This is a genomic window from Variovorax sp. VNK109 (assembly GCF_049445855.1).
In the GTDB taxonomy this organism is placed as follows: domain Bacteria; phylum Pseudomonadota; class Gammaproteobacteria; order Burkholderiales; family Burkholderiaceae_C; genus JAGOCV01.
Window position 1 is genome coordinate 792,046 of the sequence record NZ_JBMSDV010000001.1, and the last position, 13,030, is coordinate 805,075.

18 protein-coding genes and 1 tRNA gene are annotated in these 13,030 nt (G+C 60.9%); 2 read left to right on the plus strand and 17 right to left on the minus strand.

All coding sequences use genetic code 11. The features are described from left to right. Window positions 1-83: 83 nt before the first annotated feature. Window positions 84-1,355 (plus strand): AAA family ATPase, encoded by a 1,272-nt coding sequence (locus ACO2Q9_RS03825; RefSeq protein ID WP_423308476.1) that lies wholly within the window; start codon window positions 84-86, stop codon window positions 1,353-1,355. A 3-nt stretch (window positions 1,356-1,358) separates the two neighbouring features. On the opposite strand, the gene ACO2Q9_RS03830 is transcribed toward ACO2Q9_RS03825, so the two are convergent. From ACO2Q9_RS03830 to ACO2Q9_RS03880, 11 genes are all read right to left on the minus strand, one after another. Further along, entirely contained in the window at window positions 1,359-2,636 is a 1,278-nt protein-coding gene (locus tag ACO2Q9_RS03830) for a zonular occludens toxin domain-containing protein (RefSeq protein ID WP_423308478.1), read from the minus strand. Between the two features lie 27 nt (window positions 2,637-2,663). After that, window positions 2,664-2,999, minus strand: coding sequence for a DUF2523 family protein (locus ACO2Q9_RS03835; RefSeq protein WP_423308480.1), 336 nt, complete (start codon window positions 2,997-2,999; stop codon window positions 2,664-2,666). A 3-nt stretch (window positions 3,000-3,002) separates the two neighbouring features. Beyond that, window positions 3,003-4,364 carry a hypothetical protein gene (locus ACO2Q9_RS03840; RefSeq protein ID WP_423308482.1) on the minus strand — a complete coding sequence of 454 codons (1,362 nt, stop codon included), beginning with the start codon at window positions 4,362-4,364 and terminating at the stop codon, window positions 3,003-3,005. A 99-nt stretch (window positions 4,365-4,463) separates the two neighbouring features. Beyond that, on the minus strand, window positions 4,464-4,703 hold the full coding sequence (locus ACO2Q9_RS03845) for a hypothetical protein (RefSeq protein WP_423308484.1): 240 nt from the start codon (window positions 4,701-4,703) through the stop codon (window positions 4,464-4,466). 88 nt (window positions 4,704-4,791) lie between these two features. Further along, window positions 4,792-5,220, minus strand: coding sequence for a hypothetical protein (locus ACO2Q9_RS03850; protein WP_423308486.1), 429 nt, complete (start codon window positions 5,218-5,220; stop codon window positions 4,792-4,794). A gap of 108 nt (window positions 5,221-5,328) precedes the next feature. Then, window positions 5,329-5,490, minus strand: coding sequence for a hypothetical protein (locus tag ACO2Q9_RS03855; protein WP_423308488.1), 162 nt, complete (start codon window positions 5,488-5,490; stop codon window positions 5,329-5,331). Between the two features lie 13 nt (window positions 5,491-5,503). Continuing rightward, window positions 5,504-5,674, minus strand: coding sequence for a hypothetical protein (locus tag ACO2Q9_RS03860; protein ID WP_423308490.1), 171 nt, complete (start codon window positions 5,672-5,674; stop codon window positions 5,504-5,506). Window positions 5,675-5,693: 19 nt separating this feature from the next. Further along, window positions 5,694-5,852 carry a hypothetical protein gene (locus ACO2Q9_RS03865; protein WP_423308492.1) on the minus strand — a complete coding sequence of 53 codons (159 nt, stop codon included), beginning with the start codon at window positions 5,850-5,852 and terminating at the stop codon, window positions 5,694-5,696. A 29-nt stretch (window positions 5,853-5,881) separates the two neighbouring features. After that, on the minus strand, window positions 5,882-6,205 hold the full coding sequence (locus ACO2Q9_RS03870; RefSeq protein WP_423308494.1) for a single-stranded DNA-binding protein: 324 nt from the start codon (window positions 6,203-6,205) through the stop codon (window positions 5,882-5,884). Between the two features lie 11 nt (window positions 6,206-6,216). Beyond that, complete coding sequence (locus ACO2Q9_RS03875; protein WP_423308496.1) at window positions 6,217-7,401, minus strand: phage/plasmid replication protein, II/X family; 1,185 nt, start codon at window positions 7,399-7,401, stop codon at window positions 6,217-6,219. 3 nt (window positions 7,402-7,404) lie between these two features. Then, window positions 7,405-8,052 (minus strand): hypothetical protein, encoded by a 648-nt coding sequence (locus ACO2Q9_RS03880; protein ID WP_423308498.1) that lies wholly within the window; start codon window positions 8,050-8,052, stop codon window positions 7,405-7,407. 111 nt (window positions 8,053-8,163) lie between these two features. Between ACO2Q9_RS03880 and ACO2Q9_RS03885 the strand changes: the two genes are divergently transcribed. Next, the gene (locus tag ACO2Q9_RS03885) at window positions 8,164-8,427 is read left to right on the plus strand and encodes a hypothetical protein (RefSeq protein WP_423308500.1); all 264 of its coding nucleotides are present in this window, start codon (window positions 8,164-8,166) and stop codon (window positions 8,425-8,427) included. Here the strand turns inward: ACO2Q9_RS03885 and ACO2Q9_RS03890 are convergent. The 6 genes from ACO2Q9_RS03890 to ACO2Q9_RS03915 form a co-directional block, all read right to left on the minus strand. Further along, a tRNA-Ser gene (locus ACO2Q9_RS03890) sits at window positions 8,413-8,500 on the minus strand. The genes ACO2Q9_RS03885 and ACO2Q9_RS03890 overlap by 15 nt on opposite strands. Window positions 8,501-8,513: 13 nt before the next feature. Further along, window positions 8,514-9,683, minus strand: a complete 1,170-nt coding sequence (gene hemW, locus ACO2Q9_RS03895) for a radical SAM family heme chaperone HemW (RefSeq protein WP_423309914.1) — start codon at window positions 9,681-9,683, stop codon at window positions 8,514-8,516. Between the two features lie 17 nt (window positions 9,684-9,700). Next, a complete protein-coding gene (gene rdgB, locus ACO2Q9_RS03900) occupies window positions 9,701-10,300 on the minus strand; it encodes an RdgB/HAM1 family non-canonical purine NTP pyrophosphatase (RefSeq protein ID WP_423308502.1) in 600 nt (199 codons plus the stop codon). Window positions 10,301-10,316: 16 nt separating this feature from the next. Beyond that, a complete protein-coding gene (rph, locus tag ACO2Q9_RS03905) occupies window positions 10,317-11,045 on the minus strand; it encodes a ribonuclease PH (protein ID WP_423308504.1) in 729 nt (242 codons plus the stop codon). Window positions 11,046-11,048: 3 nt separating this feature from the next. Continuing rightward, window positions 11,049-11,954 (minus strand): PP2C family protein-serine/threonine phosphatase, encoded by a 906-nt coding sequence (locus ACO2Q9_RS03910; protein WP_423308506.1) that lies wholly within the window; start codon window positions 11,952-11,954, stop codon window positions 11,049-11,051. Next, window positions 11,951-12,958: a serine/threonine protein kinase gene (locus tag ACO2Q9_RS03915; protein ID WP_423308508.1), complete on the minus strand. Its 1,008-nt coding sequence runs from the start codon at window positions 12,956-12,958 to the stop codon at window positions 11,951-11,953. The genes ACO2Q9_RS03910 and ACO2Q9_RS03915 overlap by 4 nt, the downstream gene beginning before the upstream one ends. Window positions 12,959-13,030 lie beyond the last annotated feature (72 nt).

The window sequence follows — 13,030 nt, forward strand, 5'->3', positions numbered from 1 at the left end:
GTGCGAATTCGGGAGCCGCCTAAGGGCGGCTTTTCTTTTTTGAAACAAAAGGATACATTCTCAGTACCAACCAGAGGAGCCGCATGACCATCGAACACATAGCGATCACGAACTTCAAGGGGATCGACAAAGAAACAACATTCCAGCTTTGCCCAATCACGATCTTTATAGGGGCAAACTCCTCGGGGAAAAGTTCGGTGCTTCACTCAATCGCGGCGCTTTCCCAAACACTAAAGCTTGGAAACACCCTGCCCTCTCTAGTACTGGATAGTGAGTACGCTCATGTTCACTTAGGACGGTTTGTTGAGATTGCTCACTCCAACTCATATGACGACTCCATCTGCATCGCCTTGGATCTCGGTCCAATTGATTTGGAAGCCACACTGCCCGAAGGTGAAGCGCACATAAAAGGCCCGTGTTATGTGAGATATGAGTTCCGCTGCAATAGAAGAACACAGGAGGTCTACATATCCAGCGCAGATTTCGATGTTGGAGGCAATACGGCAAAAATAATACGATCAAAGAATTCGCCTTACAAATTTTATTGCACTACGAATTCTTCTGATCAATCCTTTGAAGTTGAACGGCGCAATAACATTTCTTTTATGCCAATCATCTCTAAGGAGAGGGGAGTAAATCAAGACCTCCTTGGACTTTTTGTTTTTCTCAGTGCGGTACAGCAAAAAATTGAAAGGGCATTGCGCTCAACTTGCTATTTGGGACCATTTAGACAAAGTCCCCTTAGGAGGTATCCGTTTAGAGGATCCTCCGCTTCCGAGGTCGGTGCACAAGGTGAAGCTACCATCACACTCCTTGCATCTGAGTATTCCCGCTCGAAAGGAAAGGCTCATCAAAAGCAGATCAACGGCTGGCTAGCAAGTATGGGACTGGCGAAAGCCGTTGGACTTTCCCGTGTAGGGACTTCAGACCTTCTTGATGTGACGCTTACGCTAGATGACGGCGAGAAGCTCCCCATCGCCGATCTGGGTTACGGACTATCCCAAGTACTTCCCGTGCTCACACAATGCAGCTATGCGACCAAGGGCTCGACGTTACTTTTTGAGCAACCGGAACTCCATCTGCATGAGAAGGCTGCTAAAAAATTGAGTGGGATTTTCATCGAGTCGGCAACCAAGCGTGGGCTTCAATTAATTATTGAAACCCACTCTAGAGACTTAGTGAACGGCGTTTTTGACGGGATCCGATCCGGAAGTATTGATGCAAATGAAGTGGCTCTGTATCGGGTAGATCGTATTGATAAAGCAAGCAGATACAAGCGCATTTCCATAAACTTTGATGGCGCTCACTTGGATGTAGATGACCCTTGGGCCGATGCAGTTCAGGGAACCCCTTGAAATTCAGTTTGCGGCTGTTATTACAGTTGCCCTAGGACTGTCGCAGATAACGGCTCGAACTTTCCCTCTCCAAGCCAGCGCTCCGGCGCAGTCGGTCAACGGTGCCCACCTGTAGCCCATGCTCTCTAGCTCCAGACTGGTCACTGTGTTGACGTACACGGCGCTGTGACTGATTGCGAAGGTGTAGACGGTCCTGCCCTTCATCGTCATGCGCCCCGTCAGATGGATGCCCTTGCTGGTGAACGGCTCCGGCATTTCTCCCGTTGCTACGGGCTGCATGTCGGAAGCCTGGCCGCTCGGGTCAGACAACTGATCCTTGTGCTGCGCGGCGTATTTGGCGGCTTCTGCTTCCGCATCCCACTTCGGTAGCTTCCCGGCCTTCTCCAGTTCCCAGTTGATGCGGGCCGGATGGTCTGGCGGTAGCTTCTCCTGCCATGGTGCGTCTGCTGCTGCCATCTTGGCGGGTAGCGGCTTGGGCTTCTTCTTGTCTCCGGCTGGCCAGAACGCCCAGATGGTGACAACGACGCTGAAGGCGATCCAGCCCCACTTGAAGCGGTTGAACTTGACCATGAAGGGCTTCACGTCGGTGGCTTCGGCCTCGCCGACGCTGTTGCCCTGGGTGTGGCTCTTGTACAGGCCGAAGTACTCGGGCTTGTACTTGCGCTCTTCGCTGCTGATGAGCGCACCACGGTAGCCGGAATGGACGTTGCGGATGTAGTGGTCTGGCTTGCCCAGCACGTCGGCCTTGCGACACTTCACGAGGATGGCGATCAGGCCCGCAATCTCCTGATCCATGTCCCTGAAGTTCTGGGTCATGAGCAGCACGTCGACGTTGAAGTGCCGGTGCAGCTTGAACCACTCGACGACCTGCTTGTTGGTGCCGAGCTTGGGGAAAGGGACGTGGCATTCGTCGATGATGAAGAGCGGCCCCCTGCCCGTCTTCGGGTGCTTCCATTCGGTGTAGAAGTCCCAGACGTGGCCGAAGCGCCGGGTTCCTTCGGGCGGTTGTTCGGTGTGGCGATCCTCGAACAGCTCGAAGGCGTCGCCCTCGCCCGTGTTCTCGTTGATGCGCTCCGCATCCCATGTGCCGCGCACTGGCTGGGCTTTCCAGCGCAGTTCGATCAGGTCCAGCCAGTCCGGGTTGATCGCGCCGAACTGCTCCAGGATCAGCGGCAGGTTGGTGATGACCTTGCGGCCCTGCTTGAGGGCCATGAGGACGTGGAAGGCGACAGACTCGTAGCTCTTGCCGCTACCGGGGATGCCCTGCAATCCGTTGATCATGGGGGTGTCTTTCGCGTGCGAAAGCGCTTACGAGCCCAGTCGCGTGAAGGGGATGAGCTGCAGGACCAGGCGGATGCCGATGGCGGCCGTGATGATCCCGATGGCCTGCGGCACGCCCAGGAGCAGCAGGATGTTGACGACCTCACCGGGCAGCGCGCCCCATGCGGCGAGGTTCGTATCGATGCCGGTGGTGTCGATGCCGCTGGCTGCATTGACAGCGACGCCTAGCGCCTTGTCCATGACCCAGCACACCACGTCGGTGAGGAGCAGCCAGATCGCAGCGAAGACGGCAACGAAGAGGAGCCCGAACCACTGGACGGCGGCGGCGATCTTCGCCAGCAGCATCGAGAAGGCTGCTGCCATGCCTCAGCCCCCGAAGATGAGGGCGCGCGCAAGAAGCAATGCGCTTATGACGATGACGACCTGGCCGAATCCCCAGACCCAGCACGGCGGCGCAACATTGCGTTCGCCGTAGCTCCAGCCGGGCACCGCGAAGTCGAGGTCGATCATCCACGCGGGACAGACGCCCTCGCCTGCCAGATTGGGCATGAGGTTCGTGCTGAGCTGGCCGAGCGGGGTGGCCATCATTTCCGCCTTGCGCGTGCCCCAGACGCCGGCTAGTCCGTCGGGGTACTTCTGCTTGTAGAGCTCAGGAATCTCAGCAAGAGGCGTATCAGACGGAAACTCGTTGTCTTCAGTCTCCTCGACCTCTGTCTCTGTGCCGGTCTTGACACCGGCACTGTTGTAAGTCGTGGTGGTCGTCGTGCGGTTGTCATAGGTGATCGTGTTGTTGTTGATGGTGAAGTTGTTGGTGACGTTGGTCACCGTCTTCGAGCCATCGGGATGCACGGTTTCCTTGGAGCCAGCATCAACGCTGGCCGGACCTGTGATCGAGGGGGTTGGCAGTTCGATGGAGCCGCCTCGATCCAGAACCTCCTGCACAACCGCGCCCGGCATCGGCGAGTTGCGCATGTAGGGCGCAATGTCATCCATGCTCTTGGGCAGCCCGGTTTCACTGACGGCGTACGCCTGGGAATAGCAATTGTGGAACTGGTTTGAACCGTTGTTGTAGGTGAAGCCGTAGAGGTTCTGCGATGTATTCCAGTAGCCTGAATAGTTCGGGCCGGGCGTCTGTCCACCACGCCAGCACATGATGGGTGATGGGCTCAGCGCAACGTAGGTGTTTCGCGTGGCTGCGCAGCTTGCTACGACGTTCGGCGGCGGTGTACAGACGAGGCCGCTTTCCATGAGCAGGAATTCGTCATTGGGACCCGTGGCGTTCGGATTGACCTTGACGTTCGAACTCTGCATCCATGCAGCAATGCCAACAGCGCCGCTTGCAACCAGCCCGGGCCAACCGCCCAACAAGGAGGCAACGCCTATGACGCCATCGAGCACGGCCGACTTGTCGACGGTGTAACCCGCCTGAAACGGGTACTTCGTGCCAGCGATGAACACATCGCCTCCGGCCGACATGGTGAGCGTTGTGCCAGTCGCAGTTGCAGGGACTCCGTAGTTGCCGGCGTACTGCCAGCCGCCGGTGATGGGTGGCGCAACGGGAACAGCGCTGCCCCACTGGGTGCCCTGCCCGGTCGGGCCGAAGGTGACGGAGCGGCCGGCGTTGTTCGTGCCGATCTGCCTGAAGTCAGGCAGCCTGCCTGCGTGCGAAGAGCCAGTCCACACGACGCAGGCGGCGAGGACGAGGAAGTAGCGGAAGAGCTCGATCATCATGCGGACCTCATGCCAACGATGAAGGCGGCAGCACTCATCGCGCCGATCAACGCGATGACCACGAAGAGCAGTGCGGTGAGTGCGCCGATGGTCACATCAGACCTTGCGGATGACGCGCTTGGCGACGTCCGGACCCTTGAACGCCAGCGCGATGCCGACGATGATCACGCCCGCTGCGATCACCTTGGCGGTGATGCCGTCCAGGCTGATCGCGTCGAAAAACGGATCGAACGGGCCTTCGGTGGACTGCGCCATCGCCAGACCCGAGAGCATCAGGCCGGAACCGGCAGCGAGGATCTTCGCGCCGTACTTTTTTGCTTGCTTGTAGAGCTTCATGGATATCTCCAGTTGGTGGCCCGAGACATTCGGGTTGCACCGGTAAGGCCCACGACGTTTCACAACGCTGGCGGGCTTACCGCTGCAATCAGGCTTTCCTGATCAGTCCAACTGCGAGACCTACGCAATACCCGATCACCCACATCGAGAACACCGCGCCAAAGCCCCATGCGTAGGCGTTGGCGATGGCACCCGGCGTGACGCCCAACTGTTCCAGCGAGATCGCAGGCCATGTCAGCTCGTGCTTGACGGTCACCGTGCAGGACGTTGCGCAGTGGATGTCCTGGTCGGGCGACTGCGGGGTGCTTGGCGCTGGAGCGTTCACCGCGCCAGCCGTCAGTTGATAGATACCTCCGTTGAAAGTGAAGTTGACGACGGTCCCGACCTTGATCGGGTTATCCGAGCAGGTAACGCCTTGCGTGCCGGGATAGGTCGTTGCCATGCCCTGGGCGACGGCAGAACACGACGAGTCCGTGACCGGGATCTCGTGTCCGCCGAGGGTGACGCTGGCGCTCATGGCTTGATCCACAGAAGCGGCAGCAACGCCGCGACGGTGAGCACGATGGAGACGATGCAGTAGAGGAACATCCGGTTCAAGGTCATCATTCACCCGCCTGTGTGCAAATCAATACCCGAGGGCTTCACGGTCGAACCAGCCGCACTGTGCGCATGCGGTGTACTCGGTGCCGCCGTCGTACTTCTCCTCTCCCTCTTCAGAACCGCAGTTCTCACAGTGGAAGCGGGAGTACTCGCCGCAGCCGAAGCCGCCCTGATCGTCGTCTTCCATGATTGGCCCTTTCTCAATCAAACTCGCCGATGTTGTGCGATCCGCATTGAGGACACTCCTTCTCGATACGGTCGTCGTCGTTATCGACATCGAAGTCATTGCCATCGGTATTCATGGAGCCAGTGACGAACTCCATGAATTCACCGGGGTACAGGCAGTCCATGCAGACATAGCCGAGAGACATAGGGCAGGTCCTTTCTCAATCAACCCTGGAACATGTCGTCATAGGACTCGCGATGACCGCAGGCGGGACAGATGAATTCGGCTTCGGTAAAGACCGCTTCATCGTCGCCCTCTTCCAGCGGGATCTCGTGGCCACAGTTCGAACATGGTGGCCATTGGCCATCGGTGTCATGGGACATGGGTGGTTTCTTTCGCTTGCGAAAGTCAGTTACTCCACCGCATCGAGCGTCAGGTCCACCGGCGTGACCATCGTCACCTCGCCGGTTTCCTTGTCGGTCGCGCGGAACGCCTTGCGCGTGAAACCGCCAAGGCGGGCCGTCACGCTGATTTCGTCGCCGGACTGACCCAGCGACTGCTTGCTGCGCACTTCCAGAACCTGCGGGCGGCTGTAGGCGTCCGGCGCGGGCGTGAGGATGCGCGTGTAGCGCGTGCCGTCGTGGCGGCGCGATGCCTCGATGCGCCCCTTGATCAGGACTTCCATGGGTGCGGGTGCTTTGCCCGTCGTGGGCAGGTTTTGAACGGCAGCGTTCATGCTTCTTTCTCCTATGCGGCCAAGCGCATCAAATCCCGGCTGACGTGGTACTCGGGGCGGTTCCGAGCCGGTGAGTTACAGAACCGCCTGTCCACGCGTTGCGGCGTGAAATCGTGAATCAGCGAATCGTTCGCCGTGACATGAATGTTTGAAGAGCGCCAGCTCACGCCGGCCTCTTCGAGCAGCTTGCGATTGCGGAAGAACGTGGCGCGGCTGTACTTGTCGCGCACGACGTTCTCGTTGAGCGTGCACATCGCCGACCAGAAGCCGTAGAGCTGGCCTCCTCGCGTGTCGCCGTATGTGTTCTGAAGGCGCGTGATCACCGCCGTCGTGTTGCGGACCGTTTCCATGGAGTGCTTCCCTTCTCTCAGCAGCCGCTCCACCTCGTTGTCGTGGATGCGCTCTAAGTACGCGTCGTCCAGTTCCGCGACCGTCGGGTTCTTCCCGAAGTCGTACTGGAGCTTGTCGCTGTGGATCTCGACCTCGACCCGCAAGCGGTCGTCGGCCAGTCGCTGCAGCGCGTTCAACTTGCGCTCGACCCGCTCGAAATTCTTCGGGTCCGTGCCAAACATGTGATCGAACAGGATGCGGAAGAAGCTGCGCAGGCGGCTGTAGTCGTGCTGCCTGAATTCCGAACCCTTGTGATAGAACTTGACCGTCGTCGTCTTGCCCGCGAAGTACACGGCCATGTCGTACTTCGCCGCCTTCTTCTGGCGCCTGGGGAAGTTGCGTAGCTGGATCGAATCGAAGAATTCCTTGCAGGCCGCCTTGCGCAAGCGAAACACATGCGCCACGTCCACGCGGTGGACGGTCCAGAAGTCGGCGGACATGAGCTCAGTGTCCAGAAGCTTCTCGACCAAGGCGACGAGGTATCGCGCTGCTTCCTTGAAATCAGTCGGCCCGCCGTAGACGTTGTGCCCCAGCATGACCTTGTGCGCGCTGGCCTCGATCAGCAAGTAAGGCTCGCAGGCGTGAAGGCGCGGACGACCGTTCTTGTCCACCACCCAGTCCTGGTACTTCGGGATCACGCTGATCCGTGAATCCCAAGAACCGAGCAGATCGCCGGTGAACAACTCATACAGGACCTCGCCCGTCGCCAAGTCGCAACCCGAGCGGAGGATGCACTGTTGCTCGATGCGTTTCATGACCGTGCGATCGATGGAGGGTGACTTGAGCTTGATCGTGTCGTAGGCCACGCCTCAAGCCCCCGCATTCCGAAAGGAAGCACCCTGCAGCGAATGGGCGCAGCTCAGTTCCTTGGGGAGCGTATGACAGAGCCTTCTCCAGCCCTGTGATGGCTCTGAAAGCATGTAGGCAGCCTGCGTACCCGGCTCAACATGCAAAGTCTCATCGGTGAGACTCTCAGGCGGTGCTACCACGCCCGCCTGAGAAAAACCGCCCCCGTGGAGCCCATCAAAACGCACCTGCTGCGCTTCAGCCGGGTTCCCCGCAAGCGGGGCCCCTCCGGCTGCGCGCGCACAGGTGCAGCGGCCATCGCCGGAGCACAGACGAACATTGCGGGACTCGCACCATGTGATCCCAAGCTGAAGACCTTGCACCTTGAACCACATCCCGCTGTCCATGGTGTCGCCGAGCTTCACGACGTGGGCGCAGTGGACGGAGCCTCGAACGCGCACCTGGACATGGATAGCGGGCTTCTTGGTCTTGTGGCCGTCCCACTGGTTGTAGGCGGCGGCAAAGAAGCGTTCGAAAGTCAGCGGGAAGTGATGGTCGAAAGCGTCGTAGGGACGCGGACCCTTAACTGGTGAACCCCCAGCGACGGCACCGGAAGAGGCACTACCGGTGCCGCCTTGGTGCTGGGGGTTCGAAATCGGTTGTAGGGACATGGTGCCTCCATGGGAAAACTAAGCGGTTCTTAGTCCACGAAGATAAGGACTGCTTAGTCACACGGCAACCAAAATCTGATAAAACCCGCTTATTGCTAAGGGGTATTTACCATGCCAACAACGATGGATTTGTTCGGAAAAGCGCTTGAAGTGAAGCATGCAGCCGCATGGGCGAGGGACTTCAACATCACGCCGGAAACATTCTCAATGGCAAAGAAACAAGGCCGCCTAAGCCCGGTTCTCGCTGGGAACATCGCACTTGAATTGGGAGAAGACCCAGAGCACTGGGTCGCAATAGCTGCGCTTGAAGCTCAGAAGCCCAGCGAACTGCTAGCACGTTTGCAGTCGCGTGCAAAGGTCTGGCGGAGGCGGTGAGATTCGAACTCACGAACGGTTTCCCGTTGCCGGTTTTCAAGACCGGTGCAATCGACCACTCTGCCACACCTCCGGAAGGCGCGATTCTACGCCGTCGGTAGAAAGATCGACTGCAGGTCGCTCAGGAAATCGAAGCCGCGCACGGTCGGGCGCACGCGGTGGAAGTCGCGCTCGATCAGGCCTTTGTCTTCCGCTTCCTTCAATCCTTGCTGGATGGCCGTGATGGCGAGGCCTGTGCGTTCGCTGAATTCGGTAAGGCTGAAGCCTTCCTTCAAACGCAGTGCATTGAGCATGTATTCGAAAGGCAGGTCGGCGCGGCCGATGTCGTCGTCCTGCGTGACGGGGTTGCCTGCGAGCGCGTTGTCCATGTACAGGCGCGGTTCGCGCCAGCGCACCTGCCGCACGACGCGGTGCGCGAAGCTCAGCTTGCTGTGCGCGCCGGCACCGATGCCGAGGTAGTCGCCGAACTGCCAGTAGTTCAGGTTGTGCCAGCAGCGATGGCCGTCTCGCGCATAGGCCGAGACTTCGTAGCGGTACAACCCGGCGTCTCGCGTGCGCTCGGTGATGCGGTCGAGCATGGCGTACGCGATGTCGTCCTCGGGCACCACGGGCGGGAACTTCGCGAACATCGTGTTCGGCTCGATGGTGAGGTGGTACACCGACAGGTGCGGCGGCGCGAGCGACAGTGCGGTGTCCAGGTCCTCATCCAGTTGCGCCAGCGTCTGCCCGGGCAACGCGTACATCAGGTCGAGGTTGAAGGTATCGAAGGCCTTGCTGGCTTCTTCCACGGCCGCGAATGCCTGCGCACGATCGTGCACGCGTCCCAGCGCCTTGAGGTGCGCGTCATTGAAACTCTGCACACCGACCGACAGGCGCGTGACACCCGCCGAGCGGAAGGCGCGGAACCGGTCTTTTTCGAACGTGCCGGGGTTGGCTTCGAGCGTGATCTCGCAATCGGCATCGAGCTTCAGGCGCGCGCGGATGTCGCCCAGCAGCCGGTCGATGCCCTGCGGCGAGAACAGGCTGGGCGTACCGCCACCGATGAAGATGCTGTGGACCGGGCGGCCCCAGATCAGCGGCAGCGACACGTCGAGATCCGCGATCACCGCATCGAGGTAGCGCTGCTCGGGCAGCTCATCCTTCTTCATCTCATGCGAGTTGAAGTCGCAGTACGGGCACTTGCGGATGCACCACGGAAGATGCACATACAGCGACAGCGGCGGCAGCGCAGACAGCTGCAGCGCGCCCGCGCGCATATAGTGCTGGATGTCCTTCACAGCCAGCGCTCGCGCATGAGCACGAGCATGGCGCGCGCGGCCTGGCCGCGATGGCTGCGCGCATTCTTCACTTCGGGCGGCAACTGCGCGAAGGTCTGGCCGAGTTCGGGAATGAACATCACCGGGTCGAAACCGAAACCATGCTCGCCGACCGGCTCGCGCGTGATTTCGCCGACGGCACGGCCGACTGCGATGAGCGGCTCCGGGTCTTCGGGTGTGCGCACGGCGACAAGCGTGCTCACCAGCGCAGCGCGACGTTGCGTCACGCCCGTCATCTGCTCGAGCAAGGCGCGCACGTTGTTGGCGTCGCCCTTCTCGTAGCCAAACTGCGTGGCGTAGTAGGCCGTGTCTACGCCGGGCAGACCGTCGAATGCGTCGACGCACAGGCCGGCATCGTCCGCCAGCGCAGGCAGACCGGTCGCGCGCGCGGCAAAGCGCGCCTTGGCGAGTGCGTTCTCGACGAAGGTGCGGAAGGGTTCTTCCGCCTCGCCCACGCCGAGCTCGGACTGGCGCACGAGCTGCACGCCCAGCGGCGCGAACATGGCCTGCAGCTCGGCCAGTTTGCCGGCGTTGTTGGAGGCGAGGACGAGCTTCACGTTGGCTGTCGATCTCTCAGCCCGCGAGTGCCTGCCGCTGCAAGACGATCAGTTCACCAATGCCCTTGTCTGCCAGCGCGAGCAGTTGATCCATCTCGACGCGCGTGAAAGCCGCACCCTCCGCCGTGCCCTGCACTTCGACGAAGTGACCGGCACCCGTCATCACGACGTTCATGTCGGTATCGCACGCGACGTCTTCGATGTATTCCAGATCGAGCAGCGGAGTGCCTTCGACGATGCCGACCGAAATGGCAGCGACTTCACCCGTCAGCGGCGACTCCTTGAGCTTGCCCGCAGCCATCAGCTTGCCCACGGCGTCCTGCGCAGCGACGAAGGCACCCGTGATGGCGGCCGTGCGCGTGCCACCGTCGGCCTGCAGCACGTCGCAGTCGAGGTGGATGGTGCGTTCGCCGAGCTTCTTCAGGTCGAACACCGCGCGCAGCGAACGGCCGATGAGGCGCTGGATTTCCTGCGTGCGACCGCTCTGCTTGCCGCGTGCGGCCTCGCGGTCGCCGCGCGTGTGCGTGGCGCGCGGCAGCATGCCGTATTCCGCCGTGACCCAGCCCTCGCCGGAACCCTTCTTGTGGCCGGGCACTTTCTCTTCCACCGACGCGGTGCAGAGCACGCGCGTCTGGCCGAACTCGATCAGCACCGAGCCTTCTGCGTGGATGGTGAACCCGCGCGTGATGCGCACGGGACGCAACTGGTCAGCGGCGCGGTTGCCGCTTCTTGAAAATTCGCTCATGGTTCAGGCCTTTTTTGCGGCGGAGCGCCGGATGGCTTCGTTGATTTCGGCGATGGAACGCTCGATCGCGGCGTCGTCCAGATCGTCGGCCGTGGTGTCGAGCACCCCGGCCTGGATGGTGGACGCAAACACGCCGTCGTTGATGCTGTCGGTGGAAATGCCGCGCGTCGATTCGAACGCGTCCGGCGTTTCCCATTCGAGCGCGATCACGGTCACGTTGTCACCATACTCGCCGCCGTTGCGCAATGCCTGCTCGACCATCTCGGGGACGGCGTCGGCCACGTTCTGGCGCGAGAGTTCATGGACGATCTCTTCGTCCTTCAGGCTGCCCCACAGGCCGTCGGAGCACAGCATGACGCGGTCGCCCTGCTGCAGCGTCACAGGGCCGGACACGTCGAAGACAGGTCGCGTAGGCGAACCGAGGCAGGTGTAGAGGATGTTGCGGTTCACCGGCGTGAGGCGCAGCACCGACGACGCTTCGCGATGTTCGAGGTACGAGTGGTCGCGCGTGCGCGTGAGCAGTTCACCCTCGCGCACGACGTACAGGCGCGAGTCGCCGCAATGGATCCAGGTGGCGCTGTTGCCCTGCACGATGGCCGCCACCAGCGTGGTGCGCGGCGTGTCGAGCATGCCCTTCTCGCCGGCGTAACGCATGATCTGGTGATGGGCCGCCATCAGCGAGGCGGTGAGGAATTCGCGCGGATCGCGCACCGTGGGTTTGGCCTCGCGCTGGTACAGCGCCGACACGGTCTGCAGCGCCAGTTGCGCGGCCACCTCGCCTTCCGGATGCCCGCCCATGCCGTCGGCAAGCACGAAGAGGCCGGACTCCCGCGTGTAGCAGTAGCCCATGCGGTCCTCGTTCTTGGCGCGGCCGCCGCGGCGGCTGATCTGGAAGACGGAAAACTTCATTTGATCTTCGTGCTGAAGCCCGTCGCCTTCTTCAGGTTCTTCTTGGTGTCGGTCAGCATGTTGTCGAACTGCAGGCGCACCTTCTCACCGACGGACAGCTTGGTGTAGCGACGCTCGCCTTCGCGGCTGAGTTCCTTCTGCAGCGCGAACACCGATTGTGGGCGCGACAGCGGATCGAGCGACATGCACCATTCCACCACCTCGATCAGGTTGTCGGAGTAGACGCCGCGCAGGCGCGAGAGCGACAGCGACAGGCGGTCCTTCTCGAGTCGCTGGGGCGCGTCGTTGGGAGGGTAGCCTTGCATGCAGGCGTAGATGCAGGCACCGATGGCGTAGATATCCGTCCATGGACCCATCGACGAATCGCGCCGGTACATCTCGGGCGCAGCGAAGCCGGGCGTGTACATCGGGCGGATGAAATTGCCTTCCTTGCTCAGCACTTCGCGCGCGGCGCCGAAGTCGATCAGCACCGCCTTGTTCTCGTCAGTCACGAAGATGTTGGCCGGCTTGATGTCCAGGTGCAGCATCTTGTGCTGGTGCACGATGCGCAGGCCGCGCAGGATTTCGTCGAACAGCGAGCGGATGGTCGACTCGCGGAAGACCTTCTGCTTCTTCAGTTCGCGCGCGGTGATGATGAAGTCCTGCAGGGTCGCACCCTCCAGGTAGTTCATCACCATGTAGACGGTTTCGTTCTCGCGGAAGAAGTTGAGCACGCTCACCACGGAGGCGTGCGAAATCTGCGCGAGCGAGCGGCCTTCTTCGAAGAAGCTTTTCAGGCCAAGGCGGTAAAGCGACAGTTTCTCGGGCTGGACCTGCGGCAGCAACTCACCCACGGCCCTCGTGGCCAGGGACGAAGGCAGGTACTCCTTGACGGCGACCTGCTCACCTTCGTTGTCCACCGCGAGGTACACGACGCCGAACCCGCCTGCCGAAAGCTTGCGGACGACGCGGTAGCCTCCGATGACGGTATCCGGCGGCAGGGAAGCTGGTTTGACCTTTGACATAATTCGGGCGATGAGCTCCGGCCGGGGCACAGCGACACAACGGCTCTTGGCCGCCGCCGGGCACCCCCCTCT